The sequence below is a fragment of the Serratia liquefaciens genome, assembly GCF_027594825.1.
In the GTDB taxonomy this organism is placed as follows: domain Bacteria; phylum Pseudomonadota; class Gammaproteobacteria; order Enterobacterales; family Enterobacteriaceae; genus Serratia; species Serratia liquefaciens_A.
Map to the genome: position 1 here is coordinate 4,148,378 of NZ_CP088930.1, position 26,674 is coordinate 4,175,051.

The following is a 26,674-nucleotide window of genomic DNA, read 5'->3' on the forward strand; positions in this document are numbered from 1 at the left end:
TGGCATTCTTCAACCCCGCCGGCCCAATTAACCGTTGCTGCGCAGCAGCCAGTCCAGACAGCGGCCGGGCAGGATGCGACGCAATACGCTGAGCGCGTGCGCCAGCAGGGTCACCGGATAACGCAGTTTAGCCCTTGGGCTTTCCAGCGCGTGGCGCAATTTGGGCAAAATGGCTTCCGGCGGCAGCGTCAGACGCTTGGCAATGCCGGGGTTGTGCACCGGTTTATCGCTCTGCGCCTGATTGACGTTCTGGGTAAAGTGGGTGGAGATCGGGCCGGGCTCAATCAGGCTGACCTGAATGCCGGTACCGTGCAGCTCCATGCGCAGAGCATCGGACCAGGCTTCCAGCGCAAACTTGCTGGCGGCATAGGCACCGCGTCCGGCGCTGGAAACCAGCCCCATCACCGAACTGGTCTGAATAATGCGCCCCTCGCCGTGCGGCAGCATCGCCGGCAACAGCAACTGGGTTAACTGATGGGTGCCAAACAGGTTGGTGGCAAACTGGCGTTCCAATTGCTGGCGCGAAATGCTGCTCAGTGGCCCATAAACGCCAAAGCCGCCGTTGTTGAACAGGCCGTACAGCCGGCCGCCGGTCAGTTCGATCACCTGCGCGGCGGCACGTTCGACGCTGGCGCTGTCGTCCAGATCCAGCTCAATGCCTTCCAGCCCAAGCTGGCGCATGTTTTCCACGTCCTGCGGTTTGCGGCAGGCGGCCAGCACGCGGTAGCCACGGTTGCGCAGATCCTGTGCCGCAATCAATCCAATCCCGCTGGAACAGCCGGTTATCAACACTGCTTTTTGCATAACTTTACCTAGTATACAACGCTATTTAGTTAGACTCATGTTTTACTAGAGGTTCCAGACGTTCCGCCATCCAGGTGGCGATAAACGGTTGGGCATCCTTATTGGGATGCAATCCGTCATCCTGCATCCATTCCGCTTTTACCACCACCTGTTCCATGTAGAACGGCAGCAGCGGAATGTTGAACTGCTTGGCCAACTGAGGGTAAACCGCGCTGAAGGCCTCGGTATAACGGCGGCCATAGTTGGGCGGGATACGGATCTGCATCAGCAGCGGCTGTGCGCCGGCCTGCTGTACCAAGGTGATGATTTGGCCGAGATCGCGCTGCAGGTCCTGTGCCGGGAAGCCGCGCAGACCATCGTTGGCGCCCAATTCAATCAGCACCCAGCGCGGCTGGTGCTGTTTTAGCAATTCGGGCAGGCGGGCCAGCCCCTGTGCTGCGGTGTCGCCGCTGATACTGGCGTTGACCAGTTGCGGATCGCCCGGCTTTTTCTGCCATTGATCGGCCAACAGCGTCGGCCATGCCTGCGCCACCGGCAAGCGGTAACCGGCGCTCAAACTGTCGCCTAAAATCAACAGGGTATCGGCGGCGACAGCGCGTAAACTGAATAATCCCAACAGCAAAAGGAAGGGAAGATGCCAGCGGAAAACGTTCTTGAAGTTCATCATCTTAGTAAACACGTTGGTCAGAGTGAGCATCAGCTCTCCATCCTTACCGGAGTCGAGCTGGTTGTCAAACCCGCGCAGACAATTGCCCTGATTGGCGAGTCCGGTTCAGGCAAGTCAACGCTGCTGGGGATCCTCGCCGGGTTGGATGACGGCAGCGAAGGGGACGTGCATTTGTTGGGTGAATCGCTGACCTCGCTGGACGAAGAGGGCCGTGCCGCGCTGCGCGCCAAGAATGTCGGCTTTGTGTTTCAATCATTTATGCTGGTGCCGACGCTCAATGCGTTGGAAAACGTGCAGTTGCCGGCGCTGCTGCGTGGTGAAAGCGATCGCCAAAGTCGTGAGCAGGCAGTGCAACTGTTGGAGCAGCTTGGGCTGGGTAAACGCCTTGACCACTTGCCGGCGCAGCTTTCCGGCGGCGAACAGCAAAGGGTGGCGCTGGCGCGGGCGTTTAGCGGGCGGCCACGGGTGCTGTTCGCCGATGAGCCGACCGGCAATCTCGATCGCCAGACCGGCGAGCGCATCGCCGATCTGCTGTTTTCGCTCAACCGCGATTTTTCCACCACCTTAATTCTGGTCACCCATGACGAAACCCTGGCGGCGCGCTGCCAGCGGCGGCTGCGCCTGCGCGAAGGCAAGCTGTGGGAGGAAGCATGATCTGGCGCTGGTTCTGGCGCGAGTGGCGCTCGCCGTCGCTGCTGATCGTCTGGCTGGCGCTGACGCTGTCGATGGCCTGCGTATTGGCATTGGGCAGCATCAGCGATCGTATGGATAAAGGCCTGAGCCAGCAGAGCCGCGATTTTATCGCCGGCGATCGGGTGCTGCGTAGCGCCCGGCCGGTACCGGAAGGCTGGCTGCTGGATGCGCAGCAGCAGGGGCTGAAGGTCAGTCGGCAGCTGTCGTTCACCACCATGACCTACGCCGGAGACCGGCCGCAGTTGGCGGACGTGAAGGCCACCGATCTGGCCTATCCGCTGTATGGCAAGCTGGAAACCCGTCCGGCCAATGCCAAGCTGACGCCGGGCAGCGTATTGGTCGCCCCGCGTTTGCTGGCGCTGTTGAACGTAAAGGTGGGGGACACGTTGGACGTTGGCGATACCCAACTGCGTATTGCCGGTGAAATCATCCAGGAGCCGGATTCCGGCTTTAACCCGTTCCAGACCGCGCCGCGTATCATGATCAATCTGGCGGACGTGGACAAAACCGGGGCTGTGCAACCGGGCAGTCGCCTGACCTACCGTTATATGTTTGCCGGGGCCGAGCAGGATATTCAGCGTTATGAAGATCGCCTGACGCCGCAGCTCGGGCCGGATCAGCGCTGGTTCGGGTTGCAGGAGTCCGGCAGCGCGTTAGGCAAGTCGCTGCAGCGTTCGCAGCAGTTCTTGCTGTTGTCTGCATTGCTGACTTTACTGCTGTCGATTGCCGCGGTGGCGGTGGCTATGAGCCACTATTGCCGCAGTCGTTACGATCTGATAGCGGTGCTGAAAACGCTGGGTGCCGGTGGTAGTGCGCTGCGTAAGCTGATTGTCGGCCAGTGGTTGGCGGTGATCCTGCTGGCTGCGGTATGCGGGGGGATTATCGGGCTGGGATTTGAAGCGGTGTTGGTCCGGCTGCTGGCTCCGGTATTGCCGGGGGAACTGCCTGCCGCCGGGACCTGGCCGTGGTTGTGGGCGATCGGCGCGTTACTGATGATTTCGCTGCTGGTGGGGCTGCGGCCATACCGGCAGCTGTTGGCGACTCAGCCGCTGCGGGTACTGCGCCGCGATGTGGTGGCTAACGTCTGGCCGCTGCGCTACTTCCTGCCGGTGACGGCGGTGATTGTGGTGGCGTTGCTGACCGCGCTGATGGGCGCGAGCACGCTGCTGTGGTCGATCCTGGCTGGTATTCTGGTGCTGGCCTTGCTGTTGGGGGCCATAGGTTGGGGCAGCCTGCTGCTGCTGCGCCGTATTACGCTGAAAAACCTGGCGCTGCGTCTGGCGGTCAACCGTCTGTTGCATCAGCCTTGGGTAACGGTAAGCCAACTGGCGGCCTTTTCGCTGTCGTTTATGCTGTTGGCGTTATTGCTGGTGTTGCGTGGCGATCTGCTCGAACGCTGGCAGCAACAACTGCCGCCGGACAGCCCGAACTACTTCCTGTTGAACCTGACCGAAGCGCAGGTGCCGCAGGTGAAGACCTTCCTGCAACAGCATCAAATTGCACCTGAGACCTATTATCCGATTGTCCGTGTTCGCCTGACCGAGATTAACCAGCAGGTGGCGACCGAACGGGTGCATGAGGACGATCCGGGCGGTGAAGCGGTGAATCGCGAATTGAACCTGACCTGGCTGGCGGATTTGCCGGCGCACAACCCTTTGCTGGCGGGCAGTTGGCCGCCTAAGACCGGCGAAGTGTCGATGGATCAGGGCATTGCCGGGCGGCTCAAGATCAAGCTGGGCGATACGCTGACCTTCAGTGGCGATACCCAGTCGTTCAGCGCCAAGGTGACCAGCCTGCGGCAGGTGGATTGGGAAAGTCTGAAGCCGAACTTTTACTTTATCTTCCCGCCGGGTGCGCTGGACGGTCAGCCACAAACCTGGCTCACCAGTTTCCGCTATGACGGGGACGGCCAGATGTTAACCCAGCTTAATCGCCAGTTCCCGACGCTCAGCCTGCTGGATATCGGCTCGATCCTCAAACAGGTGGGCGGCGTGCTGCAGCAGGTCAGCCGCGCACTGGAAGTGATGGTGGTGCTGGTGGTGCTGTGCGGCGGCCTGTTGCTGATGGCTCAGGTGCAGGTGGGGATGCGTCAGCGACGTCAGGAGTTGGTGGTGTATCGCACGCTGGGCGCAGGCAAGCGCCTGTTACGCAGTACGCTGTGGTGTGAGTTTGCCCTGCTGGGGCTGGTGGCGGGCATCGCCGCTGCGGTGGGCGCAGAGGCGGCGCTGTGGCTGCTGCAAAGCCAGGTGTTTGACTTCCCGTGGGCACCGACACCGGTGCTGTGGTGGGCACTGCCGTTGCTCAGCGCGCTGTTGCTGTCGCTGTGTGGCGGTTGGCTGGGCGTGCGTTTGCTGCGCGGTCAGGCGCTGTTCCGCAGCTACGACTGCTAGTTCCTTAAGGTTATCGACCGGCTCCATTATCAGGGGCCGGTCGACGTTAGTCTCCGCACGAATCCGTTTCTCGTTACAACCTCCGCTTTCAATTCCTGCCTCGATCGGTCGGCTATTCACTTTGCTGATGCCTGCGTGAAATCGGTTACACATCGCCTTCGGATTACTCAATTTCCCAGGAGCGATTAAGGTAAAGTGATATTACCGTCACCGCCATACAAGGGTGTTGATGCCTATATTTATCATTTTAAATCAGGTAAATGAGTTTGTTTTGAGGTTGTATTTCTGTTTTTAACTAAACAAACAATAAATGTAATCGTTTCCACTAATGTGATCGCACTCACTTCTCTCTGGCGAATTGCCTCCTATCATACGGGCAACTTAAGCACGTTATCGTTTGGAGGCTGTATGAGTACTACCGTCAAAGTGTCGGTGGCAGAAAAAAGCCAGAGCAATGCAGGGATGACTTTTTTCGTCTGTTTTCTGGCCGCATTGGCTGGGCTGCTGTTCGGTCTGGACATCGGCGTTATTGCGGGTGCTCTGCCGTTTATCACCGACTCGTTTAACATCACCAGCTCCCAGCAGGAGTGGGTGGTCAGCTCAATGATGTTTGGGGCGGCGGTCGGCGCCGTGGGCAGTGGCTGGATGAACTTCCGTATCGGGCGTAAATACAGCCTGATGATTGGCGCCGTGTTGTTTGTCGTCGGTTCGCTGTGCTCAGCCGCAGCTCCCAATGTGGAAATCTTGCTGATTTCTCGCGTGCTACTTGGACTGGCGGTCGGGGTGGCTTCTTACACCGCACCGATTTATCTGTCTGAAATTGCCCCGGAGAAAATTCGCGGCAGCATGATTTCGATGTACCAGTTGATGATCACCATCGGCATTCTGGCGGCCTACCTGTCGGATACCGCATTCAGCTACACCGGCGCCTGGCGCTGGATGCTGGGCGTGATCACCATCCCTGCGGTATTGCTGTTGATCGGCGTGTTCTTCTTGCCGGATAGCCCGCGCTGGCTGGCTTCACGCAATCGCCATGAGCAGGCGCGTCAGGTATTGGAAAAGCTGCGTGACACCAGCGCTCAGGCGCAGCACGAACTGAACGAAATTCGCGAAAGCCTGAAGCTGAAACAGAGCGGCTGGGCGCTGTTTAAAGATAATAAAAACTTCCGTCGTGCCGTCTTCCTTGGCGTCCTGCTGCAGGTGATGCAACAGTTCACCGGGATGAACGTCATCATGTATTACGCACCGAAAATTTTTGGCCTGGCGGGCTTTGCCAGTACCGCACAGCAGATGTGGGGGACGGTCATTGTCGGTCTGGTTAACGTGCTGGCTACCTTTATTGCCATCGGGTTGGTTGACCGCTGGGGGCGCAAACCGACGCTGACGCTGGGCTTTGTCGTCATGGCGGTGGGCATGGGCGCGCTGGGGACCATGATGAATGTGGGCATGACCTCGCCGGCCGAGCAATACTTTGCCATCATCATGCTGCTGATGTTTATTGTCGGTTTTGCCATGAGCGCCGGCCCGCTGATTTGGGTGCTGTGTTCAGAGATCCAGCCGCTGAAAGGCCGCGATTTTGGCATTACCTGTTCTACCGCCACCAACTGGATTGCCAACATGATCGTCGGGGCGACCTTCCTGACCATGCTCAATTCGCTGGGCAGTGCGCACACTTTCTGGGTCTATGCGGCGCTTAACCTGGTGTTTATCTTCATTACGCTGGCGTTGATTCCGGAAACGAAGAACATCTCGTTGGAGCATATCGAACGCAATCTGATGGCCGGCAAACCGTTACGCAACATTGGTTCGCGCTAGCCGACGGGCTGTGCGCAGGATATCCGTTCAGGCATCTGGCGTTAACGCCAGATGCTGACTACAGGAGGAAATTATGGCGATTCTGGTGACCGGCGGTGCCGGATACATTGGTTCCCACACCGTATTGGCGCTGCTGGAACGGGGTGAAGATGTGGTGGTGCTGGACAATTTGATCAATGCGTCTGAAGAGTCCTTGCGACGCGTGGCGCAACTGACGGGCAAAGCCGCAAAGTTCTATCGGGGAGATGTACAGGACGCCGCCTGCTTGCAACGGATCTTTAAGGCGCACCAGATTACCTCGGTGATCCATTTTGCCGGCCTGAAGGCGGTAGGGGAGTCTACCCGGAAACCCCTGGAGTATTATCAAAACAACGTGACGGGCACGCTGGTGTTGCTGGAAGCGATGCGTCAGGCCGGCGTTCACCGGTTTATCTTTAGCTCCTCCGCCACGGTGTACGGTGAAAATGCGCCAGTGCCTTATCGCGAGGATATGCCGATCGGCGGCACTACCAGTCCCTATGGCACCTCCAAGTGGATGGTCGAGCAGATCCTGCAGGACTTTGCCAAGGCCGAGCCGGCATTTTCGATTATTGCGCTGCGTTATTTCAATCCGGTAGGCGCCCATGAGTCGGGGCTGATTGGCGAGGACCCCAGCGGCATTCCCAATAACCTGCTGCCGTATATCGCGCAGGTCGCCATTGGCCAGCGTGAAAGCCTGAGCGTGTTTGGCGGTGATTACCCGACCAAAGACGGCACCGGCGTGCGCGATTATATTCATGTGATGGACGTTGCTCAGGGTCACCTGGCTGCGATGGATCATTTAACGCAGGTAGCTGGTTTCAAAGCCTATAATCTGGGTTCTGGGGTAGGTTATTCGGTATTGGACATGGTGCGGGCGTTTGAGAAAGCTTCGGGGGTCACCATCCCCTACCAGATTCTACCGCGCCGTGCGGGCGACCTGCCCGCCTTCTGGGCCGATGCCAGCCTGGCGAAACAGGAACTGGGCTGGGAAGTACAACGCGGCCTTGACCTGATGATGCGCGATACCTGGAATTGGCAAAGCAAAAACCCTCAGGGCTACCGCCAATAGCTTCTCATCGACAATAAAAAAGGGTTCAGCTCTGAGAGTTGAACCCTTTTTTTTGGTTCGGCGTAACGCTTAAGCCAGCTTCTGCTGCGCCCAGGCCAAACCGCTTTGGTATTCGGCCGGTAACAGCGGTGCCAAAGCCTGCAATGCCTGTTGCAGTACGGCAGCGTCAGGATCGTTCAGGTTGAGATGCCCAACCTTGCGGCCTTCGCGCACCTCTTTCTCGTACCAGTGCAGATGCACCAGCGGTAACGCCAGCCACTGCTGATTCACCGCGGTGCCGATCAGGTTGACCATCACCGACGGGGTGCTCACGACGGGTTTCGGCAGCGGCAGGGCGAGAATGGCACGCAGGTGCAGTTCGAACTGGCTGATAGACGCACCGTTCTGCGTCCAGTGGCCGCTGTTGTGTACCCGGGGGGCCAGCTCGTTAATCAGCAGGCTATCGCCGACGATAAAGCACTCCATCGCCATGACGCCGACGTAGTTCAGTTCATCGAGGATCGCCGCCAGCATCCGTTCAGCCTGCTGTTGCAGCGCTGGGTTGGGCTGCGGCAACGCCACGCTGGTGCGCAGAATGCCTTCTTCATGCAGGTTATGGGTTAGCGGATAAAACACCGATTTACCGTCGTGCCCGCGTGCGCCAACCAACGAAACTTCGCCGGAGAAGTTAATCCCCTGTTCAACGATGCATTCGCCATAGGCATCGGCCGGCAGTTCGGCTTCCTGGCCAGGGCGCAGACGCCATTGACCTCGGCCGTCGTAACCGCCCACGCGACGTTTGACTATCGCCAGTTCGCCCAGGGCCGCGAACACCTGCGGCCACTCGGTGGCGTCGGCCAGCAACTGCCACGGCGCGGTAGCCAGGCCGAGCTGATCGAGCAACTGTTTTTGCGTCAGTCGGTCTGCCAGACGGGGGAAAATATCGCGGTTAACGAAGCTGTTGTGGGTCGCCAGTTCACGCGTTAGCGCGGTTTCCGGCCAACGCTCGATTTCAGCGGTGATCACACTGTTTTGATAAGGTACCGCTTCCGGCTCGGCGTCGAGGCCAACCGGATAAACGGCGATACCCAGCGGTTCACCGGCCTGGCGCAGCATGCGCCCCAATTGACCGTTACCCAGTACGCAAACCGGCTTCATGCTTCCTCCCGTGGGTCCGGGTTGTTCAGCACCTCGTCGGTCTGCGCCTGACGCCAGTCTGCCAGACGCTGCGCCAGCGCGGCGTCATGCAGCGCCAGAATTTGTGCCGCCAGCAGTGCGGCATTGGCAGCACCGGCCTTGCCGATCGCCAGAGTACCGACCGGAATACCGCGCGGCATTTGCACGATGGAATACAGGCTGTCTACGCCGCTTAAGGCAGCGCTTTGCACCGGCACACCCAGCACCGGCACCAGGGTTTTCGCCGCCAGCATGCCCGGCAGGTGCGCAGCACCGCCCGCACCGGCAATGATCACGTCAATACCCTTGGCGCTTGCCTGTTCGGCAAAGCTGAACAGCTTGTCTGGCGTGCGATGAGCGGAAACGACTTCGACATGGAACGGGACATCGAGTGAGGTCAGGACTTCGGCCGCAAACTGCATGGTGGCCCAGTCACTTTTCGATCCCATTACAATTGCGATTTTAACCTCAGCGTGAGTGGCTGAAGCGGCGTTGGCTCCCATGGGTGTAAGGCTCCTGTAATTGTACAAACGACGGCCGATTGCCTGCGGCGGGAGGCCGAATGAGGGCGTAGAGCATACCATGAGCGAACGGCGAGGAAAACGGTTGCGTCGCCGGTTTTCATCGTCAAAAGCGCGAATGTTTTTACCGGCGTGGGAAGTCAGAAGCTTAGAAAGGGAATTGGATCAGTTCGACGGCGTCGGCGCTGACTTTGATCATCGAGCCTTCTTCATGCCAGGCACCCAGCACCACGCGATGGGCCTTGCCGTTGCTCAGCGCCAGCTCGTGTACTGCCGGACGATGAGTGTGGCCGTGGATCATCCAGTGCACCTGATGGTTCACTATCGCCTGTTCGACCGCCTGCGGGTTGACGTCCATGATGGCGTCCGATTTGTATTGGTTGCTTTGCCGGCTGCGGGCACGCATTTTAGCGGCGATCTTAAGGCGCCAGCGCAATGGCATTGCCAGGAACAATTTCTGGATCAGCGGGTTGTGCACTTTGCGGCGGAACTGTTGGTAGGCCTGATCGTCGGTACACAGCGTGTCGCCGTGCAGGATCAGGATTTTGCGGCCATACAGGTCCAGCACTTTTTCTTCCGGCAGCAGTTGCATGCCGCTGGCGCGGGCAAAGCGCTTGCCCACCAGAAAATCACGGTTGCCGTGGATAAAGTAGCAGGGCACGCCTGCCTGTTGCAGCGTCTTCAGCGCCGCGGCGATTTCAGCATGCAAAGGTTCGGGATCGTCATCGCCGATCCAGGCTTCGAACAGGTCACCGAGAATGTACAGGGCTTCGGCATGTATGGCATCTTGCCGCAAAAAACGCAGAAAACCGGCAGTGATTGCCGGTTCCTGTGCGCTTAAGTGCAGATCTGCAATGAACAGCGTGTTCATTCAGCTGCGATTATTCGCTGACGGTAACGCTGGTGACGATCACGTCTTCTACCGGTACGTCCTGGTGCATGCCGCTGCGGCCAGTTTTCACGGCTTTGATCTTGTTAACCACGTCCATGCCTTCAACCACTTCAGCAAACACGCAGTAGCCCCAACCCTGGGCGTTTTCGCCGCGGAAGTTCAGGAAGTCGTTGTCTGCTACGTTGATGAAGAACTGTGCGGTCGCGGAGTGTGGATCGTTGGTACGCGCCATTGCCAGGGTGCCGGTGGTGTTTTTCAGACCGTTGTTGGCTTCGTTCTTGATGGTGGCTTTGGTGTCTTTCTGGTTCATACCCGGCTCAAAACCGCCGCCCTGAATCATGAAACCATTGATAACACGGTGGAAAATGGTGTTGTTGTAGAAACCGTCACGGCAGTAGTTCAGGAAGTTTTCAACGGTAACCGGCGCTTTGTCCGCAAAGGTGTTGATAACGATGTCGCCGTGATTAGTGTGGAAAGTAACCATAGTTTTAGTCCTAACAAGATGAAGTGAGATGTCACATGGAGCGAGTGAACTATCAGACCGCCGTTATAACATATCTCCTTTAATGAGTCAGCAGCGGCTAAACCGCGCTCAGGCTGTGGTAAATCGCCATTTGTTATATTATAACAATGGTGGCGATCGCTGATTTATCACCGTTTTCCACCTCTGAACTCAGCAAAGCGCGGCCTTAACCTTGCATTAGATCAGGCTTCGGGTTTCAATACGCTGCTGGGTGAACAACCTTAACCCTGGTTATCATTTTTGTTATCACGCACACCACGGAATGTCCCGATGCTAAAGATTTTTAATACCCTGAGTCGTCAAAAAGAGGAATTTAAACCCATTCATGCCGGTAAAGTGGGCATGTACGTGTGCGGGGTAACCATCTATGACCTGTGTCATATCGGACACGGGCGTACCTTCGTTGCTTTCGACGTGGTGGCGCGTTATCTGCGTTATCTCGGCTACTCGTTGAACTACGTGCGTAACGTCACCGACGTTGACGACAAAATTATCCGCCGGGCGACTGAAAATGGCGAAAGCTGCGATCAACTGACTGCACGCATGCTGGCGGAGATGCACGCCGACTTTGATTCTTTGCTGATCGAACGCCCGGACATCGAACCGCGTGCGACCCAGCATATCGCCGAGATCATTGAGATCACCCAACGCCTGATCGATCGCGATCACGCGTATGTGGCCAGCAACGGCGACGTGATGTTCTCCATCGACAGCGATCCGCAATACGGTTTGCTGTCACGCCAGGATCTGGATCAGCTGCAGGCCGGTGCGCGCGTGGAAATCGACGACGTGAAACGCAACCCGATGGACTTCGTGCTGTGGAAGATGTCCAAGCCGGGCGAACCGAGCTGGGCGTCGCCTTGGGGCGCAGGGCGTCCGGGTTGGCACATTGAATGTTCTGCCATGAACTGCAAGCAGCTTGGCACCCATTTTGATATCCACGGCGGCGGTTCCGATCTGATGTTCCCGCATCACGAGAACGAAATTGCCCAGTCGAGCTGTGCCCATGACGGCCCGTACGTCAACTATTGGATGCACTCTGGCATGGTGATGATCGACAAAGAAAAAATGTCGAAATCCCTGGATAACTTCTTCACTATCCGCGACGTGCTGGGTTACTACGACGCTGAAACCGTGCGTTACTTCCTGATGTCCGGCCACTATCGCAGCCAGTTGAATTACAGCGAAGAGAACCTGAAGCAGGCACGTACCGCGCTGGAACGCCTCTACACCGCGCTGCGCGGCACTGACGCCAATGCCCAACCTGCCGGCGGCGAGGTGTTCGAAGCCCGCTTCCGTGAAGCCATGGATGACGACTTCAATACGCCGGAAGCTTACTCGGCGCTGTTCGATTTGGCACGTGAGGTTAACCGCCTGAAAGCTGAAGACATGACGGCGGCTAACGGCATGGCGGCGGAACTGCGTAAGCTGGCGAAGGTGCTCGGCCTGTTGCAGCAAGAGCCTGAACAGTTCCTGCAGAGCGGCGCGCAGGCCGATGACGGCGAAGTGGCGGAGATTGAAGCCTTGATCAAGCAGCGTAACGACGCGCGCAAAGCCAAATACTGGGCGCTGGCGGATGCCGCGCGCGATCGCTTGAATGAGATGAACATCGTGCTGGAAGATGGCCCGCAGGGGACCACCTGGCGCCGTAAGTAATTCACTTTAGGCTGCAAACAAAAAAGGCGCTGAGTTAATCTTCAGCGCCTTTTTCTATGGAGCGGGGATCAAGGTTTAACCACAACCTTGCCGCCGTTAAACTCCACGACCTGATCGGCAACGATTTTGCAGCGTTTGCGCGTTTCGACTTTGCCGTTCACTTTCACCTGCCCATCGGCGATGACTTCTTTGGCGGCACCGCCGCTTTCACACCAGCCCTGGAATTTGAGCAGGTCGCACAGTTCGACGTGCGGGTGATTATCCAGATTAAAAGTTTCCATACTGCCTTACTTATTTAGGTTGAACGTCGTGATATTCCTCGCAGGCCTGCAAGGTATTTTGGATCAGTGTAGCAACGGTCATTGGACCAACGCCACCCGGAACCGGAGTAATGTAGGCGGCGCGCTCGCTTGCGGCGTCAAAATCCACGTCGCCGACCACTTTACCACTTTCCAGACGGTTAATGCCGACGTCCACCACGATGGCGCCCGATTTTATCCAGTCGCCGGGAATAAAGCCCGGTTTGCCGACCGCAACGACCAGCAGATCGGCGTTTTCAACGTGGTGGCGCAGGTTTTTGGTGAAACGGTGGGTCACGGTAGTGGTGCACCCGGCCAGCAGCAGCTCCATGCTCATCGGGCGGCCGACGATGTTGGATGCGCCAACCACCACGGCATTCAGGCCATAGGTATCGATGTTGTAACGCTCGAGCAGGGTGACGATACCGCGTGGGGTGCAAGGGCGCAGTTTGGGCGCACGTTGGCACAGGCGACCGACGTTGTACGGATGGAAACCGTCGACGTCTTTATCCGGATGAATACGCTCCAGCACCTTAACGTTGTCGATACCGGCCGGCAGCGGCAGCTGCACTAAAATGCCGTCGATCTCGCCGTCGGCGTTCAGACGATCGATCAGCGCCAGCAGTTCAGCCTCACTGGTGGTGGCAGGCAGATCGTAGGAGCGGGAGAGGAAACCCACTTCATCACAGGCGCGGCGCTTGCTGGCGACGTAAATCTGTGAGGCCGGGTTCTCGCCAACCAATACTACCGCCAGGCCCGGCGCGCGTTTCCCGGCAGCCAGACGTTGTTTAACTTGCTCAGCCACTTCGTTTCTAACCTGCTGCGCAATCGTTTTACCATCAATAATCTTTGCTGACATCAGTGAGGAAATCCATCAATTAAGAAAAGCGGGGATAGCGCTATTTTGTCAGAAGCGGAGCGCGCTGTCAGGCGCTGAATCGCGATCGACGGCGTTTGTCGGGTGCGATTTACGCTTTTTTTATACCAACGGAATGATCCTCTACGCCTTTTTTACCGCTCGCTGCGTAAGCTGTGGCTATTCACACTGCGGTACGGGAGTCAAAATCATGATGGTCATTACCCGGTTGCACTTCTTACACCTGCCTCTTGATAGCCAGGCATGCCAGCCAAGGCACGTGGGGGAAACGGTATTCGATTCGTCCTTGCACCCGGCTGACGTCGCGCAGTTGATTGCGCTGCATCAGCTTGCCGCACACAAAACGCCGCCCTCATGGAGAATGCGCCTGGGCGCATTGTGCCGGAGGCTGCGCGCATGAGAAACATCAAAGGGATGGGTTTTATGCTGCTGGTATGGGGGCCAATGGCGCAGGCTTCGTTAAACGCCGCACCGGTTAGCGCAGTCTTGCAGCAACCGTTATCGGCGGCTTGTACCCTGTTGACGGCTCAGCATGCCGATTGGGGAAACATCAACGCGATGGTGCGCTCGGCCCGCGTTTGCCTGCAGCGCCCGGCAGAACAGCAACAGTCGGATCGTCTTCCTGAGCCCTCTGATTCCGACCTGGCCCAGCGCAACAGCCGCCAACTGTCGGATTTAACCCAAGGAAAATGACGCGGTTAACTCAACGCAGAGCGGCGGCAATGGCTGAAAATTCATCATAAAGCACGGCGACGGCCGTAACGCCATGAAAAGGCATTGACTCAATGATCTCTGACCGTATAATCCAACCCGCAACTCCCGGTTGCCGCATCCCAATGCGCCCTTAGCTCAGTTGGATAGAGCAACGGCCTTCTAAGCCGTAGGTCACAGGTTCGAGCCCTGTAGGGCGTACCATTAAGCTTCGCCAATAGCATCAATATCTCCTCCATTGTCTCGATTTGATATGGACGCCTTTTGGGCTCAAAAAACCGGCATCGTGCTATCGTCCTCTGATCGTTTATTTACATCCTAAATAAATTCACGACAGAAAAAATGGATATTAATTTAAGTGTAAATAATAAATTAAATCATATTTTAATTTAAGTGGCTTAATTTTTTTTGCGAAAATTAAACTTATCCACGTTCAACTTCGCTGTCATTATCCTGTCACATTATTCCACTAAGTTATCGCGCTTACGCTTATTGGCGTGCTTTCTTGATTATTATGGAATGATAATGAAAATAAAACTCTCAATACTGGCAATAACTCTGGCCTGCTCTGGTTTTTCATGGGCTGAGATAGATATTACCTCAACAAAAGAAAGTTTATATTCACAGCGGCAGGGGTGGTTTAACAGCTTGCATGAGCGAGTGCTGACAAGCTACCCGGGGAAAGGTTCTCAGGCATCAGAATGGGATCGGCAAGCCAGTAATGAATATACGGCTATTACTGGCGAACGCTATGCGTTGGCCTATGACGATCAAGATCAATCATCAGAATATATCTATCGCAGTTTTGCTGTTGCAGCATTGGGTGAGCAAGCCAACGCCACGGATCTCCGCTCAATAACCTCTTATAATCAAATAAGCGAATTATATAAAACAGCGACCTATGCCTATGATGCCAACAGCGGTCGAACGCGCTCATTCGATTTCATACTGAAAGATGAATTTAAGCGGGGAAGGCCTTACCAGGTATTGGACGAAAAGGGTGATTACATAAAAAATTACCTGTCGGTGAAAGGTTCTTCCTTCCCGAGTGGACATACGTGGTCGGGTTTTAAACAGGCTATCGCTTTGTCACTGATATTCCCTGAACGAGGGAGTGAGATATTTTCGCGCGCCCTGCAATTTGGCGAAAGCCGAGTGATCGTGGGCGCTCATTTCCCAACCGATACTATAGCTTCACGAGTCGGCAGCTATTTCTCATTGGCGCAATTGTTGGCCGATGACAGCATTGCGGCTACGCTTGCCGATTTGGCAAAGGCAACCCGAAGTGAAATAGCCAAAGGTTGTCACGAAAATACCGGTGGTTGCATCGCTGCTACGCAACCTGGAATCCCGTTGTATTCAAGCAACAGCATAGGCTACTACGGAAAAAAAGAGCCTGCCGAGGCATCTCGTATTACCCCGGATGATATGCCGGATAAAGCCGGTTATTTATTACGCCTGCGTTTCCCTTATTTGACCGAGGCCAACTGGCGCAGCATTTTAGCCAGCACCGCTTACCCGAGCAATTCTTTAGCGGGATGGACGATACAATCGGGTAACCCTGACTCGTTTTGGGGCGTTATAGATTTACCCAAAGCTTACGGCGGCCCGGCCTATCTATACGACTCTCTGGTGGTCAATCAGACTTTTAACCCTGCCTATGATGTTGTTGGTTTTTCCTTATCCGACGAATGGAAAAACGATATCGAGGGGCCAGGCAAGCTGATTAAAAATGGTGAGGGCAGCCTGACGCTTGCTGGCAACGATCGTTTTGGCGGGCTGGAGGTTAATCAGGGGACGCTGATTGTTTCCGGCAATGCGCAATACAGCGATAAGTCCGTGGTTAACGGCGGAACTCTGGTCATTAGCGGGGTGTTAAATTCAGCCCTGGATATCAACCGTGGCGGAGTCGTCATCGCTGATGGGGCAGTAAACTCGACTTTAGATGTTAATCAGGGCGGCTTGCTCAGCGGCAATGGAGTGTTGAATAGATTAACCGTCCATCAGGGCGGTGTGGTTACGCCGGGCCACTCGATAGGCGTATTGCATGTAGCCGACAGGGTGGCTTTTGAGCCCGGCTCGCAATATTGGGTAGAGGTGGCGGCAAACGGTCAGAGCGACCGAATTCACAGTGCGGGTACTGCTATTTTGAATGGCGGTAACGTTAATGTATCGCTGGAAAACAGCGGCAACCTGCTGTCGCAAAGTGAGGTTCGCAGCCTGCTAGGCCGGCAGTACAACATCCTGACCGCCCAGCAGGGCATCAGCGGGCAATTTGATTCTGTGGCGCCAAACTACTTGTTCCTCGGCACCGGGCTGACCTACCAGCCGAATCAGGTGACGCTCAACGTCGGCCGTAATGACACCAGTTTTGTCAGCGTGGCGGCAACGCAGAACGAGCGTGCGGTAGCGGCGGCGGCAGATGCGCTGGCGGCGGGCAACCCGGTGTTTGAGAGCATCCTTAACGCCGGTTCGGCGGGGGAAGCGCGGCAGGCGTTCCGCCAGCTGTCGGGGCAGATCCACGCGGATATCGCCTCGGCACAGGTGAACGACAGCCGCTACCTGCGCGACGCGCTTAACGGCCGTTTGCGTCAGGCGGAAGGGCTGGCGACCTCGCCGGACATCAAGGCTGACGACGACGGTGGCGCCTGGGCACAGCTGCTGGGGGCCTGGGACCACGCGTCAGGTGATGCCAACGCCACAGGCTATCAGGCATCGACCTACGGCGTGCTGGTGGGGCTGGACTCGGCGCTGGCGAATGAATGGCGGTTAGGGGTCGCGACCGGTTATACCCGCACCTCGCTGGACGGCGGCTATGGCTCGAATGCTGACAGCGACAACTACCACCTGGCGGTGTACGGCGGCAAACAGTTCGGTGAACTGGCGCTGCGTGCCGGTGGGGGTTACACCTGGCACCGCTTCGATACCTCACGTTCGGTTAACTACGGCATGCAGTCGGATCGCGAAACCGCGAAGTACAGCGCGCGCACCGAGCAGGTGTTCGCCGAAGCGGGGTACAGCATAAAAGCGGCCTGGGTGAATCTGGAGCCGTTCGCCAACCTGGCGTACATCAACTTCCAGAACAACGGCATCTCGGAAGATGGCGGAGCGGCGGCGCTGCACGGTGACAAGCAACACACAGACGCGACGGTCTCGACGTTGGGGCTGCGTGCAGACACCGAGTGGCAGGCGAGCAAAACCACCGCGGTGGCGCTGCGCAGCGAGCTGGGGTGGCAGCATCAGTACGGCGATCTGGATCGCGGAACCGGGCTGAAGTTCAACGGCGGCAGCTCACCGTTCGTGGTGAACAGCGTGTCGGCGTCGCGTGACGGTGCGGTGCTGAAAGCCAGTGCGGAAGTGGCGGTGAACAAGAACGCCACGCTGTCGCTGGGCTATGGCGGGCTGCTGTCGCAAAACTACCAGGACAACAGCGTCAACGCCGGTTTTACCTGGAAGTTCTGACGGGCGATAAAAAGCGTGGCCAGATATTGGGCCACGCTTAATCAATAGGGTGAAGATCAGGGGGTTTTAAGAACAACGGAATGTCAGACGCGCAACGCCATTGATTAGCACATGCGAATCTGTTTCTAACTTCACTTCTTTCATCCCTTTATTTTGCGCTTTACAGTAATCAGAGGCTTTTTTATTTGCTGCACCTTCCGCTCCCGAGATACGACCAGCAAAAGGAGCGGCTTCAACCTCGGTGAAATAGTCGCCGTTCGGCAATGTTTTTACATCGGCTTGATAGGTGAGGCCCAAGCCATTAATTTGAGTTTTATCATTTTGCACTGCACATCCGCTGAGTATTGTGCTCGCGACAATGATGACTGGAATGATTATATTTTTCATGTTGTTAAATTCCCTTTATTGGTGTTGAGGGAGTAGTTTAAGCGAGCCTTTATAAACAATAACCCAACGAATCATGATCGGTGATTTACCCGGTAAAGGAGCTTTTTTCTTGCCGAACGTCATATTTTAAAATGGGAAGATTGGGGTTAACAGTAACCACGAAGCGTGTCGGCAGTATCTGGGGTTTCGATGAGGAACGATATCGATTGGGGAGGGGAAGGAAGTAAGTTCGGGAACGAATACTTTCGTTCCCGAAGCGTGGAGATTACTCGTTTGGCAACGAGAAAAACGACTGCGCGTTCTCACCCAAAATCTGGCGTTTACTGTTCTCCGGCAAGGCAGAGCTGCTGACCAAATGGCCAATTTGTTGCTCCCCCAACGGGAAAGGGGCATCCGAGCCCAACATGACTCGATCGGCCCCCAGGGTATCCACCAGGAGTTGTAAAGCCAGCGGATCGAACACGGCAGAGTCGACGAAGAAGCGATCCAGATAGCTTGAAGGTTTATGCGGGCAATCTTCACGCACGATATCGCGCTGCTCCCAGGCGTTATCGACCCTTCCCATCAGGTAAGCAAAGCTGCCGCCTCCGTGGGCAAAGCAGAGTTTCAGGCTGCGCGGCAAGCGTTCGAAGGCGCCGGAGAGAATCAAAGAGAGGATCGCCAACTGCGTTTCCGCCGGCATTGCCACCAGCCAGGGCAGCATCCATTTCTTCATGCGTTCCGAGCTTCCCATCATATCCCAAGGGTGCACCAGCACCGGGATACTCTCGTGGGCGCAGTGGGTCAGAAAGGCGATCAGCGATTCATGATCCAGATCCTTTGCCCCTACGTGATTGCCTATTTGCACGCCAATATGACCACAGGCTTTTGCACGACTGGCCTCGCGGCAGGCGGCCTCGCTGTCCTGCAGCGGAACCTGCGCCAGCACCTTCAACCGTCGCGGGTTGGCAGACGCCATTTCCAGCGCCCGCTCGTTCATCAATTGGGCCCAGGGCAGGGCGCGGTCAATAGCAACGTCATAGGCAAACATGACCGGCGTGGCACACATTATTTGAATATCGATCTGCTGTTCATCCAGCTGTTCCAGACGGCGTTCGGCATCCCACAGCGCGTCATAAACCGGTCGAAAAGGCTTATCATTGAGCATGATCTGGCCTTCGCGTCCGTGGGTTGCCAACCAGGGAGCCCGCTCAACATCCAGCCTGGCAGCCTCTTGTTGGCTGATTTTAGGGAAAAAATGCGAGTGGATATCTATTTTCATCGGTTTTCTGTTGCCTTCAGTGTGCGATGCCAGGTTTGCGCATCGCGGCTTGGGTGAATTTCGCCGCACTGGCTGCAGCGGCGCTCTTCATCGCTGGTTGCATAAAATTGTTCATAAACCGGAGGGAGATCCGCCACGATGCTCTTGAGGTTCATTTCATATCTTTTGAGCAGGTTGCCACAGGCCGCGCATGACCACTGTATAGCGTCCGGCTCATTTTCCGGGCGCTTCCGCTCCAGCACCAGGCAGAGGCTGCCCTCTTCCGGGCGTTGAGGAGAATGAAGCACGTGGGGCGCCATCAGGAAAATGTCCCCTTCACGCAGGTCGATGCGGTCATAGCGGCCGTTATCCCAGATGTTCAGATAGGCATTCCCTTTAAACTGGTAGAAGAACTCCTCCACCGGGTTGTCATGAAAATCGGTGCGCTGATTCGGCCCACCGACGACGGTGACCATGTAATCGCTGTCCTGCCAAATCTGTTGGTTATTGACCGGGGGTTTGAGCCGATGCGCGTTACTGTCTAGCCAAGTATTGAAGTTGAGTGGAAATCCATATTTGAAGTTAGACATTGTTATTCTCCGATTCGTAGGGCAGAGGATATGCACAGGTTATTTTTGGGGCTTATAAGCGATGGCCTTGATTTCAATTAACAAGTGCGGGTGGGGCAGTTGGTGTACCGCCACGGTGGTGCGGGTTGGGCCGTCATAGTCAAAATAGTCGGCATACACCGCGTTATAACCGGCAAAATCGTTCATATTGACGAGAAAAGCGCCGATCTCGACAACATCATTCAGGTCGGCTCCGACACTGCGCAGAATGTCGCGGATATTATCGAGCACCGCCCGAGTCTGCACGTCGATATCCAGGCGGGTTGCGCCCATGGCATCGGCTTCGGCCCCGGCAATGCTGTTGTCCGGTAATCTGGCGCTGGTGCCGGAGACAAACAGAAAATCGCCGGCCCGTTTTACGTGTGGAAAGCGTCCACGCGGGGTGGCTTTTCCTTTAACAACCACAGCCTGGTTACTCATAGCTTGCCCTCGGTATGAAATGCCGTTCGTCCAAACCCGGAAATATCGACGCTGACGTGCAGCCCGGGGCGTAAAGCTTCTGCTGCGGTCGCCGCACCTGCGAGGATCACCGAGCCGGCTGGCAACACGCGTTCTTGTTTATGCAACAGGCTGGCGATCTGTACCAGAGCGCGCAATGGATTCCCAAGAATAGCTGCGGTGCTGCCAACCTGCACCGGACGTCCATGAAAGTTCATCACCACACCCAGGTTATCGATGGCGCGCTGCGGGTTCTGCATGGCCCCTATGACAAATTTTGCGGATGAGCAGTTGTCGGCAATCACGTCTTCAAGGGTGAAGCGAAAATCGCGGTAGCGGGAATCGATAATCTCCAGCGCAGGGCATACCCCTTCAAGCACCCGGCCGGCTTCGGCCAGGGACAGCGGGCCATTGATCTCTTTGCCGGTGATAAAACAGAGTTCAGGTTCCACGCGCGGGTGGATCAACTCGCGCAGATCCAGCGTTTCCCCTTCTTCAATCTGCATGGCATCGGTCAGTTCTCCCCAAATCAGATGGTCAACGCCCATCTGCTGCATTTTGGCGCGGCTGGTGAAACCCAGCTTCAGGCCGACGCGGCGCTCACCGCGCTGCTCGCGTAGCCGGATCCCTTCAGCCTGTACCCGATAGGCAGTGGGAAGATCCAGCGCAACCTGTCCGGTGAGCTGTGCCGTGGCTTTCTGGCTTAGCGTGGCCTGGTCCAACTGAGTGGCCAGTGCGGTAAGATCCATGACTTTGCTCATGCGGTTTTCTCCTGCGGTCTGTTTCGTTGGGCCAGCAAATCCAGGGCGACGTCAACGATCATATCTTCCTGACCGCCCACCATACGGCGGCGGCCGATCTCCAGTAAGATATCGGCGGTTTTGAGCTGATACTGTTGTGCTGCCTTCTCGGCATGGCGCAGGAAGCTGGAGTAGACACCGGCATACCCCAGCGACAAGCTTTCACGATCGACGCGTACCGGGCGATCCTGCAATGGCCGTACCAGATCGTCTGCCGCATCCATCAGCTGCAGCAGATCGCAACCGTGGTTCCAGCCCAGGCGTTCGGCGGTGGCGATAAACACCTCAAGCGGCGCATTGCCGGCACCGGCACCCTGGCCGGCCAGCGAAGCATCGACCCGCTGGCAGCCTTCCTCCACCGCGACAATCGAGTTGGCGACGCCGAGCGATAAATTATGGTGAGCGTGCATGCCGATTTCCGTGTGTTCATCGAGCACGTCGCGCAGCGCGCGGAAGCGATCGCGGATATCGTGCATCAGCATGGCACCGCCAGAATCGACCACGTACACGCAGGTGGCCCCGTAGGACTCCATCAGCTTTGCCTGCTGTGCCAGATGTTTGGGTTCAGCCATGTGGGACATCATCAGAAAACCGACGGTATCCATTCCCAGTTCGCGCGCATAGCTGATGTGCTGGCGTGAGATGTCCGCCTCAATACAGTGAGTGGCGACGCGCACTACCCGCGCGCCGGCATCATAGGCATTACGTAAATCATGAACGGTACCGATGCCGGGCAGCAGCAGCGTCGCGATCCGGGCACGGTTGACCGACTCTGCGGCAGCGGCAATCCACTCTACGTCGCTGTGTGCGCCGAAGCCGTAGTTGAAGCTGGAGCCGGATAGCCCATCACCGTGGGCCACTTCAATCGAGTCCACGCCGGCGCGATCCAGTGCGGCGGCGATTTGCCGCACCTGAGGCAATGAATAGCGGTGGCGTACGGCATGGGAACCGTCACGCAGAGTGACATCGGAGATATAGAGTTTTTTCATCTTCATGCTCCCTGACCCTGCAGCAAACGCCTTGCGATATGCTCACCGCAGGCCAGTGCGGCTGACGTCATGATATCGAGGTTGCCGGCATAGGCCGGTAAATAGTGGGCGGCCCCTTCGACCTCCAGGAAGATGGACACTTTCAGGCCTCCTTGTGGGCCCAGATCCGGATAAAGATGCGCGTCGGCAGGGGTTATGGTTTCAAACTGGACTTCCTGCTTCAGGCGATAGCCGGGTACGTACTCTTGCACTTTGGCCACCATGGCAACGACCGCGTCGGTAATCGCTTGGCGATCGCTCGGTGGTGTCAGGCAGAAAACGGTATCACGCATCATCAAGGGCGGTTCGGCCGGGTTGAGGATAATGATGGCCTTGCCCCGCCTTGCACCGCCTACACTTTGCAATGCCAACGCGGTGGTTTCGGTAAATTCGTCGATGTTCGCGCGAGTGCCGGGCCCCGCAGAGCGGCTGGAGACCGAAGCGACAATTTCGGCATAGTAAACGTCGGTGACGCCGGCGACGGCGGCCACCATCGGAATGGTGGCCTGTCCGCCACAGGTGACCATGTTCAGGTTTGGCGCATCGCTCTGGGTTGCCAGGTTTACCACCGGCACCACGTAGGGGCCGATGGCTGCCGGGGTCAGGTCGATCACCCGAACGCCATGCTGTTGCAGCAGTTTATTGTGGTGCGCGTGCGCCCCGGCCGAGGTGGCGTCAAAAACCACTTTGATTTCGCTGAAGTCGGGCAGCGCGAGCAGGCCATCAATGCCTTCAGGCGTCGTCGCTACGCCCAGCCGATTCGCCCGCGCCAATCCATCGGAGGTAGGATCGATTCCGACCATCGCGGCCATTTTCAGGTGCCGGCCCTGGCGCAGGATCTTGATCATCAGATCGGTGCCGATATTGCCCGAACCGATGATTGCAGCAGCAATTTGCGCTGGGTTGCTCATTGATCACCTCCTGTAGCAGAGGCGAAGCGGGTGCTGACCTGACCGAGGCCCTCAATGCGGGCGCTAAACACATCCCCGGCGCAGGCCGCGACCATTGGCCCCAGCGCGCCAGTCAGGATGATATCGCCGGCTCGCAGAGCGTTACCGCGTTGCGCCAGCGTGTCTGCCAACCACAAGGCGGCAAGCAGCGGATTGCCCAGACAGGCCGCTCCGGCGCCCACCGAAACCGGTTCGCCCGCGCGCTCCAGCACCATGCCACAGCCCAGCAGATCGACGTCCTTCAACTGCACCGGGCGGTTGCCCAGCACGAACAGGCCGCAGGAGGCGTTGTCGGCAATGGTATCTGCCAGTGAGATATCCCAGCCGGCGATGCGGCTATCAACCACTTCGAGAGCGGGCAGCAGATAGGCGGTGGCGCGGATCAGATCGGCGAGCGTGTTTTTTTCATGGGGAAGATCCTGTTCAAGTACCAAGGCGATTTCGGCTTCCACCTTGGGCTGAATCAGGCGGCCTGCGGCAATCTCTTCACCGTCACACAGCGCCATGTCGGCGAACAGCTGGCCGAAATCCGGTTGATTGACACCCAGCTGGCGTTGTACCGCCGCCGACGTCAGCCCGATTTTGCTGCCCACCGGCCGCTGTCCCTTTTGGATCCGCTCCTGGTTATTGAACCGCTGTACGGCATAGGCGGCATCGATATCCTGAGAACCCACCAGGTGGCGAACCGGCGCGCAGGGGCGGCCACTCTCGGCGGCCAGTCTGAGCATTTTGGCCGCTTCATGGTGTTCAGGCTTCAGTGAATTTGACACATGACTCTCCTGTTATGCGCCACGTCTGGACGTGGCCGTTTTCCCTGCGGTTGGTTATTGCCGTGATCCATGCCCTTGAAGAAAGGGAGCTTTGGAGAACAGGATTTAGCCAGCCGGCGAGAGTGGATACAGGGCAGTCTAATCAGATGGCCAATAAGCGAAAATGAATAAAGTGGCTTTTGCTATTCCCTAAAGTTATGCCATAGTCGCCAGACAAGGCGCCTGGGCCAGACGATTTTTGGGAGTAAACGACCATGAATGAACGTTCCCCTTTTAACGTTAGCGACATGATCCTGAACCGGCTCAAGCTGCGTCCGCTGCTGATTTTTGACCGGGTATTACGCAATCAGTCGATTGCTCGTGCGGCTCGTGAACTGAATCTGACCCAGCCCGCAGTGACCAAAGCGATCCGCGAACTGGAACAACAGCTGGATACCCTGCTGTTCGATCGTAATAATCGGGGCGTGACCCCAACGGACTGCGGTGTGCTGCTGGGAGAACGGGTTAAGTCGGTGATTGCCGAGCTGCGCTACCTGACCGATGAACTGAACACCTTTAAGGGCGGCGTTGTCGGGCATGTCGTGGTGGGAACGCAGATCTCGGCCAGCGCCAGTTTGTTGCCGCGCGCTATCTTGTTGCTGAAAGAGCGGGCACCCAAAATTTTAGTCAGCGTACGGGAAGGGCCGCAGGACTACTTATTTCCTGCGTTAGCGACCGGTGAGCTGGATGTGGTGGTGGGGCGTTTGCCCGAACCCGATGCACCTCTGACTGGCCGAATGGCGCTGAGTCACCGGGCGTTATATTGCAACAGCCTTTGCGTGGTGGCCGGCAGCCGCCATCCGCTGGTGCAAGAAGCCAATCTTAACCTGCAACACCTTGCACCCTGGCCGTGGATCCTGCCGCCGCTCGACTCGCCGGCCCGGCGCGTCGCCGATCAATTCTTCAAAGAGTCCGGGCTGCCGGCCCCTGAAAATATCGTGGAGTCATTGTCGCTGCTGACCAACGTCAACCTGCTGGTGGATTCTTCATTCCTTGGCCTGATGCCGACTGCTGCGGCGCGGCGCTTTATTGCGGCCGGCCTGTTGTTCCAACTGCCGCTTGGCGACGTGGGCCCCTCCACCGAGGTCGGGTTTTCCATCCGTGAAGATAAGCCTTTGACGCCGGCGAGCCGGCAACTGATTGAATGCCTGAAATTGGCGGTTCAGGAAGACAATACGTTACCTGGCTATAACCAAACGGCATAGCAAAGCCCGCTTTATTCATTTTCACCTTATTTCTACGGCTCCCTACACTGCGTAACGATACCCGGCCGAAGCTCCCCGCCAACGGCGTTGCTTTCAGACGCCAATGGCAGGCTTCTTCGTGCCGCTTTGTGACTCAGGAGGAACAGTGCCGTGGCAATTTATCAATCCGCGCCGGATTTACCCTTGTATATCGACGGTCAGTTTGTCGATGGGATCCGACAGTTCGACAATATCAGCCCCGTTGATGGACATCTCGTTTCGCGCGTTGCCGAAGCGGGGGAAGCGCAGGTCGCGGCAGCGGTTAAGGCCGCTCATGCGGCACTCTCCGGGCCCTGGGGGCAACTGAGCGTGCCGGAACGTGTTGCGCTATTGCACCGGGTAGCCGAGGGTATCGAAGCCCGTTTTGACGAATTTGTCGCGGCAGAAGTAGCGGACACAGGGCGCCCCGAGAGTCTGGCTCGTACGCTGGACGTTCCCCGCGCCATTGCCAACTTCCGCACTTTCGCCGATCTGGCCGCAACCGCGGTCAATGAATGCTGCGAAACGCCACAGGCCGATGGCGGCCTGCTGTTCAACTATACGGTCCGCAAACCGCTTGGGGTGGTGGCCGTGATTTCTCCCTGGAACCTGCCGTTGCTGCTGCTGACCTGGAAGCTCGGGCCGGCGTTGGCGATGGGTAACACCGTGGTGTGCAAACCGTCGGAAGAAACCCCCTCTTCGGCAACGCTGCTGGCGCAAGTGATGCATGAGGCCGGTTTGCCTGCCGGGGTCTTTAATCTGATCCACGGTTTTGGGCCGGGTTCTGCGGGGGAATACCTTACCCGCCAGCCAGAGATTGCCGCCGTTTCCTTCACCGGTGAATCGCGTACGGGCAGCGCCATCATGAAAGCGGTGGCGGATGGCGTAAAAGAGGTCTCTTTCGAATTGGGCGGCAAAAATGCCGCGGTGGTGTTTGCCGATGCTGACTTTGAGGCAGCGGTTGCCGGCGTGGCGCGTTCTTCGTTTTTCAATACCGGGCAGGTGTGTTTGTGCTCTGAGCGGGTTTATGTGGAACGCCCGATCTTCGAGCGTTTCGTCGCGGCATTAAAAGAACGGGCCGAAGCCTTGAAAATAGGCTATCCCGATGAAGAGGGCGTGGATCTCGGCCCACTGGTGTCGCAAAAGCACCGGGATAAAGTGCTTTCCTACTTCGCGCTGGCGCGTAGCGAAGGAGCAAACCTGATCACCGGGGGAGAAGTGCCGGTATTCGGTGACGAGCGCGATAACGGCTCCTGGATCCGCCCAACCATTTGGACCGGGCTGGACGACGACGCACGCTGCGTGCGCGAAGAGATTTTTGGACCGGTATGTCACATATCGCCTTTCGATAACGAAGAGGAAGTGCTGGCGCGGGTCAACGACAGCCAATATGGCCTGGCGTGCGCGTTGTGGACCAGCCAGGTAGGGCGAGCGCATCGTCTGGCAAGGCGTATCCACACCGGTATTGTCTGGGTCAACAGTTGGTATGCCCGCGATCTGCGTACCCCGTTTGGCGGCAGCAAACTTTCCGGTATGGGTCGCGAGGGTGGCCGCCACTCTTTGGATTTTTACTCTGAAATCAGCAATGTCTGCATAAAACTATAATCGCTCACCG

Annotated in this window: 25 protein-coding genes and 1 tRNA gene; 10 read left to right on the plus strand and 16 right to left on the minus strand. The window is 57.1% G+C overall.

What is annotated here, in order from left to right:
* Positions 1–27: 27 nt before the first annotated feature.
* Both LQ945_RS18995 and tesA read right to left on the minus strand, forming a co-directional pair.
* Positions 28–804 carry an SDR family oxidoreductase gene (locus LQ945_RS18995; protein ID WP_044548761.1) on the minus strand — a complete coding sequence of 259 codons (777 nt, stop codon included), beginning with the start codon at positions 802–804 and terminating at the stop codon, positions 28–30.
* A 25-nt stretch (positions 805–829) separates the two neighbouring features.
* Positions 830–1,468 carry a multifunctional acyl-CoA thioesterase I/protease I/lysophospholipase L1 gene (gene tesA, locus LQ945_RS19000; protein WP_044548763.1) on the minus strand — a complete coding sequence of 213 codons (639 nt, stop codon included), beginning with the start codon at positions 1,466–1,468 and terminating at the stop codon, positions 830–832.
* Here tesA and ybbA point away from each other — a divergent pair.
* From ybbA to galE, 4 genes are all read left to right on the plus strand, one after another.
* Positions 1,439–2,125, plus strand: a complete 687-nt coding sequence (gene ybbA, locus LQ945_RS19005; RefSeq protein WP_270101479.1) for a putative ABC transporter ATP-binding protein YbbA — start codon at positions 1,439–1,441, stop codon at positions 2,123–2,125. The two genes, tesA and ybbA, sit on opposite strands and share 30 nt — an antisense overlap.
* Positions 2,122–4,554 carry a putative ABC transporter permease subunit YbbP gene (ybbP, locus tag LQ945_RS19010; RefSeq protein ID WP_270101480.1) on the plus strand — a complete coding sequence of 811 codons (2,433 nt, stop codon included), beginning with the start codon at positions 2,122–2,124 and terminating at the stop codon, positions 4,552–4,554. Before ybbA ends, ybbP begins: the two co-directional genes overlap by 4 nt.
* 408 nt (positions 4,555–4,962) lie before the next feature.
* A complete protein-coding gene (locus LQ945_RS19015; RefSeq protein WP_044548767.1) occupies positions 4,963–6,369 on the plus strand; it encodes a sugar porter family MFS transporter in 1,407 nt (468 codons plus the stop codon).
* Between the two features lie 73 nt (positions 6,370–6,442).
* Positions 6,443–7,459: a UDP-glucose 4-epimerase GalE gene (gene galE, locus LQ945_RS19020; RefSeq protein WP_262239413.1), complete on the plus strand. Its 1,017-nt coding sequence runs from the start codon at positions 6,443–6,445 to the stop codon at positions 7,457–7,459.
* Positions 7,460–7,528: 69 nt separating this feature from the next.
* On the opposite strand, the gene purK is transcribed toward galE, so the two are convergent.
* From purK to ppiB, 4 genes are all read right to left on the minus strand, one after another.
* Entirely contained in the window at positions 7,529–8,596 is a 1,068-nt protein-coding gene (purK, locus tag LQ945_RS19025; protein WP_182821842.1) for a 5-(carboxyamino)imidazole ribonucleotide synthase, read from the minus strand.
* Entirely contained in the window at positions 8,593–9,117 is a 525-nt protein-coding gene (purE, locus tag LQ945_RS19030; RefSeq protein WP_044548770.1) for a 5-(carboxyamino)imidazole ribonucleotide mutase, read from the minus strand. Before purE ends, purK begins: the two co-directional genes overlap by 4 nt.
* Positions 9,118–9,283: 166 nt before the next feature.
* Entirely contained in the window at positions 9,284–10,006 is a 723-nt protein-coding gene (lpxH, locus tag LQ945_RS19035) for a UDP-2,3-diacylglucosamine diphosphatase (protein ID WP_270101481.1), read from the minus strand.
* Between the two features lie 10 nt (positions 10,007–10,016).
* Positions 10,017–10,511, minus strand: a complete 495-nt coding sequence (gene ppiB, locus LQ945_RS19040; protein WP_044548774.1) for a peptidylprolyl isomerase B — start codon at positions 10,509–10,511, stop codon at positions 10,017–10,019.
* Positions 10,512–10,820: 309 nt separating this feature from the next.
* Between ppiB and cysS the strand changes: the two genes are divergently transcribed.
* The gene (cysS, locus tag LQ945_RS19045; protein WP_270101482.1) at positions 10,821–12,206 is read left to right on the plus strand and encodes a cysteine--tRNA ligase; all 1,386 of its coding nucleotides are present in this window, start codon (positions 10,821–10,823) and stop codon (positions 12,204–12,206) included.
* A 68-nt stretch (positions 12,207–12,274) separates the two neighbouring features.
* On the opposite strand, the gene ybcJ is transcribed toward cysS, so the two are convergent.
* Positions 12,275–12,487 (minus strand): ribosome-associated protein YbcJ, encoded by a 213-nt coding sequence (gene ybcJ, locus LQ945_RS19050; protein WP_012005606.1) that lies wholly within the window; start codon positions 12,485–12,487, stop codon positions 12,275–12,277.
* 10 nt (positions 12,488–12,497) lie between these two features.
* Positions 12,498–13,364, minus strand: coding sequence for a bifunctional methylenetetrahydrofolate dehydrogenase/methenyltetrahydrofolate cyclohydrolase FolD (gene folD, locus LQ945_RS19055; RefSeq protein ID WP_270101483.1), 867 nt, complete (start codon positions 13,362–13,364; stop codon positions 12,498–12,500).
* A gap of 414 nt (positions 13,365–13,778) precedes the next feature.
* On the opposite strand from folD, the gene LQ945_RS19060 reads away from it, so the two are divergent.
* From LQ945_RS19060 to LQ945_RS19070, 3 genes are all read left to right on the plus strand, one after another.
* Positions 13,779–14,075: a hypothetical protein gene (locus LQ945_RS19060; protein WP_270101484.1), complete on the plus strand. Its 297-nt coding sequence runs from the start codon at positions 13,779–13,781 to the stop codon at positions 14,073–14,075.
* A gap of 145 nt (positions 14,076–14,220) precedes the next feature.
* Positions 14,221–14,297 (plus strand) — tRNA-Arg (locus LQ945_RS19065).
* A gap of 315 nt (positions 14,298–14,612) precedes the next feature.
* Entirely contained in the window at positions 14,613–17,555 is a 2,943-nt protein-coding gene (locus LQ945_RS19070; RefSeq protein ID WP_420136167.1) for an autotransporter outer membrane beta-barrel domain-containing protein, read from the plus strand.
* Positions 17,556–17,621: 66 nt separating this feature from the next.
* Here the strand turns inward: LQ945_RS19070 and LQ945_RS19075 are convergent, their stop codons facing one another.
* The 8 genes from LQ945_RS19075 to LQ945_RS19110 form a co-directional block, all read right to left on the minus strand.
* Positions 17,622–17,942, minus strand: a complete 321-nt coding sequence (locus LQ945_RS19075; protein WP_270101486.1) for a hypothetical protein — start codon at positions 17,940–17,942, stop codon at positions 17,622–17,624.
* A gap of 265 nt (positions 17,943–18,207) precedes the next feature.
* Positions 18,208–19,203 carry an amidohydrolase family protein gene (locus LQ945_RS19080; protein ID WP_270101487.1) on the minus strand — a complete coding sequence of 332 codons (996 nt, stop codon included), beginning with the start codon at positions 19,201–19,203 and terminating at the stop codon, positions 18,208–18,210.
* Positions 19,200–19,772 (minus strand): 3-hydroxyanthranilate 3,4-dioxygenase, encoded by a 573-nt coding sequence (locus LQ945_RS19085; RefSeq protein ID WP_270101488.1) that lies wholly within the window; start codon positions 19,770–19,772, stop codon positions 19,200–19,202. The genes LQ945_RS19080 and LQ945_RS19085 overlap by 4 nt, the downstream gene beginning before the upstream one ends.
* Before the next feature lie 39 nt (positions 19,773–19,811).
* Positions 19,812–20,231, minus strand: a complete 420-nt coding sequence (locus LQ945_RS19090) for a RidA family protein (RefSeq protein WP_044548812.1) — start codon at positions 20,229–20,231, stop codon at positions 19,812–19,814.
* Positions 20,228–21,010 carry a 2-keto-4-pentenoate hydratase gene (locus LQ945_RS19095; RefSeq protein ID WP_270101489.1) on the minus strand — a complete coding sequence of 261 codons (783 nt, stop codon included), beginning with the start codon at positions 21,008–21,010 and terminating at the stop codon, positions 20,228–20,230. Before LQ945_RS19095 ends, LQ945_RS19090 begins: the two co-directional genes overlap by 4 nt.
* Complete coding sequence (dmpG, locus tag LQ945_RS19100; RefSeq protein ID WP_182823418.1) at positions 21,007–22,044, minus strand: 4-hydroxy-2-oxovalerate aldolase; 1,038 nt, start codon at positions 22,042–22,044, stop codon at positions 21,007–21,009. The genes LQ945_RS19095 and dmpG overlap by 4 nt, the downstream gene beginning before the upstream one ends.
* A complete protein-coding gene (locus tag LQ945_RS19105) occupies positions 22,041–22,988 on the minus strand; it encodes an acetaldehyde dehydrogenase (acetylating) (RefSeq protein ID WP_270101490.1) in 948 nt (315 codons plus the stop codon). Before LQ945_RS19105 ends, dmpG begins: the two co-directional genes overlap by 4 nt.
* Complete coding sequence (locus LQ945_RS19110; RefSeq protein ID WP_270103007.1) at positions 22,985–23,755, minus strand: 2-keto-4-pentenoate hydratase; 771 nt, start codon at positions 23,753–23,755, stop codon at positions 22,985–22,987. The genes LQ945_RS19105 and LQ945_RS19110 overlap by 4 nt, the downstream gene beginning before the upstream one ends.
* 296 nt (positions 23,756–24,051) lie before the next feature.
* Between LQ945_RS19110 and LQ945_RS19115 the strand changes: the two genes are divergently transcribed.
* Both LQ945_RS19115 and LQ945_RS19120 read left to right on the plus strand, forming a co-directional pair.
* Complete coding sequence (locus tag LQ945_RS19115; protein ID WP_182823421.1) at positions 24,052–25,041, plus strand: LysR substrate-binding domain-containing protein; 990 nt, start codon at positions 24,052–24,054, stop codon at positions 25,039–25,041.
* A gap of 150 nt (positions 25,042–25,191) precedes the next feature.
* Positions 25,192–26,664 (plus strand): 2-hydroxymuconic semialdehyde dehydrogenase, encoded by a 1,473-nt coding sequence (locus tag LQ945_RS19120; RefSeq protein WP_270101491.1) that lies wholly within the window; start codon positions 25,192–25,194, stop codon positions 26,662–26,664.
* Positions 26,665–26,674: the final 10 nt, after the last annotated feature.

Bases quoted from the DNA above. Each gene is read 5' to 3' on its own strand.
- ybbA (WP_270101479.1), top strand. From the start codon at position 1,439: ATGCCAGCGGAAAACGTTCTTGAAGTTCATCATCTTAGTAAACACGTT.
- LQ945_RS19105 (WP_270101490.1), bottom strand. From the start codon at position 22,988: ATGAGCAACCCAGCGCAAATTGCTGCTGCAATCATCGGTTCGGGCAAT.
- ppiB (WP_044548774.1), bottom strand. From the start codon at position 10,511: ATGGTTACTTTCCACACTAATCACGGCGACATCGTTATCAACACCTTT.
- ybbP (WP_270101480.1), top strand. From the start codon at position 2,122: ATGATCTGGCGCTGGTTCTGGCGCGAGTGGCGCTCGCCGTCGCTGCTG.
- galE (WP_262239413.1), top strand. From the start codon at position 6,443: ATGGCGATTCTGGTGACCGGCGGTGCCGGATACATTGGTTCCCACACC.
- LQ945_RS19110 (WP_270103007.1), bottom strand. From the start codon at position 23,755: ATGCTCAGACTGGCCGCCGAGAGTGGCCGCCCCTGCGCGCCGGTTCGC.
- LQ945_RS19095 (WP_270101489.1), bottom strand. From the start codon at position 21,010: ATGAGCAAAGTCATGGATCTTACCGCACTGGCCACTCAGTTGGACCAG.
- dmpG (WP_182823418.1), bottom strand. From the start codon at position 22,044: ATGAAGATGAAAAAACTCTATATCTCCGATGTCACTCTGCGTGACGGT.
- LQ945_RS19070 (WP_420136167.1), top strand. From the start codon at position 14,613: ATGATAATGAAAATAAAACTCTCAATACTGGCAATAACTCTGGCCTGC.
- purK (WP_182821842.1), bottom strand. From the start codon at position 8,596: ATGAAGCCGGTTTGCGTACTGGGTAACGGTCAATTGGGGCGCATGCTG.
- lpxH (WP_270101481.1), bottom strand. From the start codon at position 10,006: ATGAACACGCTGTTCATTGCAGATCTGCACTTAAGCGCACAGGAACCG.
- LQ945_RS19085 (WP_270101488.1), bottom strand. From the start codon at position 19,772: ATGTCTAACTTCAAATATGGATTTCCACTCAACTTCAATACTTGGCTA.
- folD (WP_270101483.1), bottom strand. From the start codon at position 13,364: ATGTCAGCAAAGATTATTGATGGTAAAACGATTGCGCAGCAGGTTAGA.
- LQ945_RS19090 (WP_044548812.1), bottom strand. From the start codon at position 20,231: ATGAGTAACCAGGCTGTGGTTGTTAAAGGAAAAGCCACCCCGCGTGGA.
- LQ945_RS19075 (WP_270101486.1), bottom strand. From the start codon at position 17,942: ATGAAAAATATAATCATTCCAGTCATCATTGTCGCGAGCACAATACTC.
- LQ945_RS19115 (WP_182823421.1), top strand. From the start codon at position 24,052: ATGAATGAACGTTCCCCTTTTAACGTTAGCGACATGATCCTGAACCGG.
- LQ945_RS19060 (WP_270101484.1), top strand. From the start codon at position 13,779: ATGAGAAACATCAAAGGGATGGGTTTTATGCTGCTGGTATGGGGGCCA.
- cysS (WP_270101482.1), top strand. From the start codon at position 10,821: ATGCTAAAGATTTTTAATACCCTGAGTCGTCAAAAAGAGGAATTTAAA.
- LQ945_RS19080 (WP_270101487.1), bottom strand. From the start codon at position 19,203: ATGAAAATAGATATCCACTCGCATTTTTTCCCTAAAATCAGCCAACAA.
- tesA (WP_044548763.1), bottom strand. From the start codon at position 1,468: ATGAACTTCAAGAACGTTTTCCGCTGGCATCTTCCCTTCCTTTTGCTG.
- LQ945_RS18995 (WP_044548761.1), bottom strand. From the start codon at position 804: ATGCAAAAAGCAGTGTTGATAACCGGCTGTTCCAGCGGGATTGGATTG.
- purE (WP_044548770.1), bottom strand. From the start codon at position 9,117: ATGGGAGCCAACGCCGCTTCAGCCACTCACGCTGAGGTTAAAATCGCA.
- LQ945_RS19015 (WP_044548767.1), top strand. From the start codon at position 4,963: ATGAGTACTACCGTCAAAGTGTCGGTGGCAGAAAAAAGCCAGAGCAAT.
- ybcJ (WP_012005606.1), bottom strand. From the start codon at position 12,487: ATGGAAACTTTTAATCTGGATAATCACCCGCACGTCGAACTGTGCGAC.